The sequence below is a fragment of the Planobispora rosea genome, from assembly GCF_014648175.1.
Lineage (GTDB): Bacteria > Actinomycetota > Actinomycetes > Streptosporangiales > Streptosporangiaceae > Planobispora > Planobispora rosea.
Window position 1 is genome coordinate 1 of record NZ_BMQP01000154.1, and the last position, 538, is coordinate 538.

The following is a 538-nucleotide window of genomic DNA, read 5'->3' on the forward strand; positions in this document are numbered from 1 at the left end:
GGTCAGATCCTTCCAGGTGCCCGAGACCCCGCGCACCGTGGCCTGCCCGCCCAGGTTGCCCTCGGTGCCGACCTCGCGGGCCACCCGGGTGACCTCGTCGGCGAAGGCCGACAGCTGGTCGACCATCGTGTTGATGGTCTCCTTCAGCTCCATGATCTCCCCGCGGGCGTCCACCCGGATCTTCTGCGACAGATCGCCCTTGGCCACCGCGGTGGTCACCTCGGCGATGCTGCGCACCTGCGCGGTGAGGTTGTCGGCCATCACGTTGACCGACTCGGTCAGCGCCTTCCAGGTGCCCGAGACGCCCTTGACGTCGGCCTGGCCGCCCAGCCGGCCCTCGGTGCCGACCTCGCGGGCCACCCGGGTGACCTCGTCGGCGAAGCTCGACAGCTGGTCCACCATGGTGTTGAGGGTGTTTTTGAGCTCCAGGATCTCCCCGCGCGCCGACACCGTGATCTTCTGCGACAGGTCGCCGCGGGCCACCGCGGTGGCCACCTGCGAGATGTTGCGGACCTGGTCGGTGAGGTTGCCGGCCATG

1 protein-coding gene is annotated in these 538 nt (G+C 69.5%); it reads right to left on the reverse strand.

The genetic code is table 11. From position 1 onward, the window contains the following. Positions 1-538 (reverse strand): HAMP domain-containing protein (locus tag IEZ08_RS39195; RefSeq protein WP_189244266.1); only part of this gene is annotated, 538 nt, incomplete at both ends.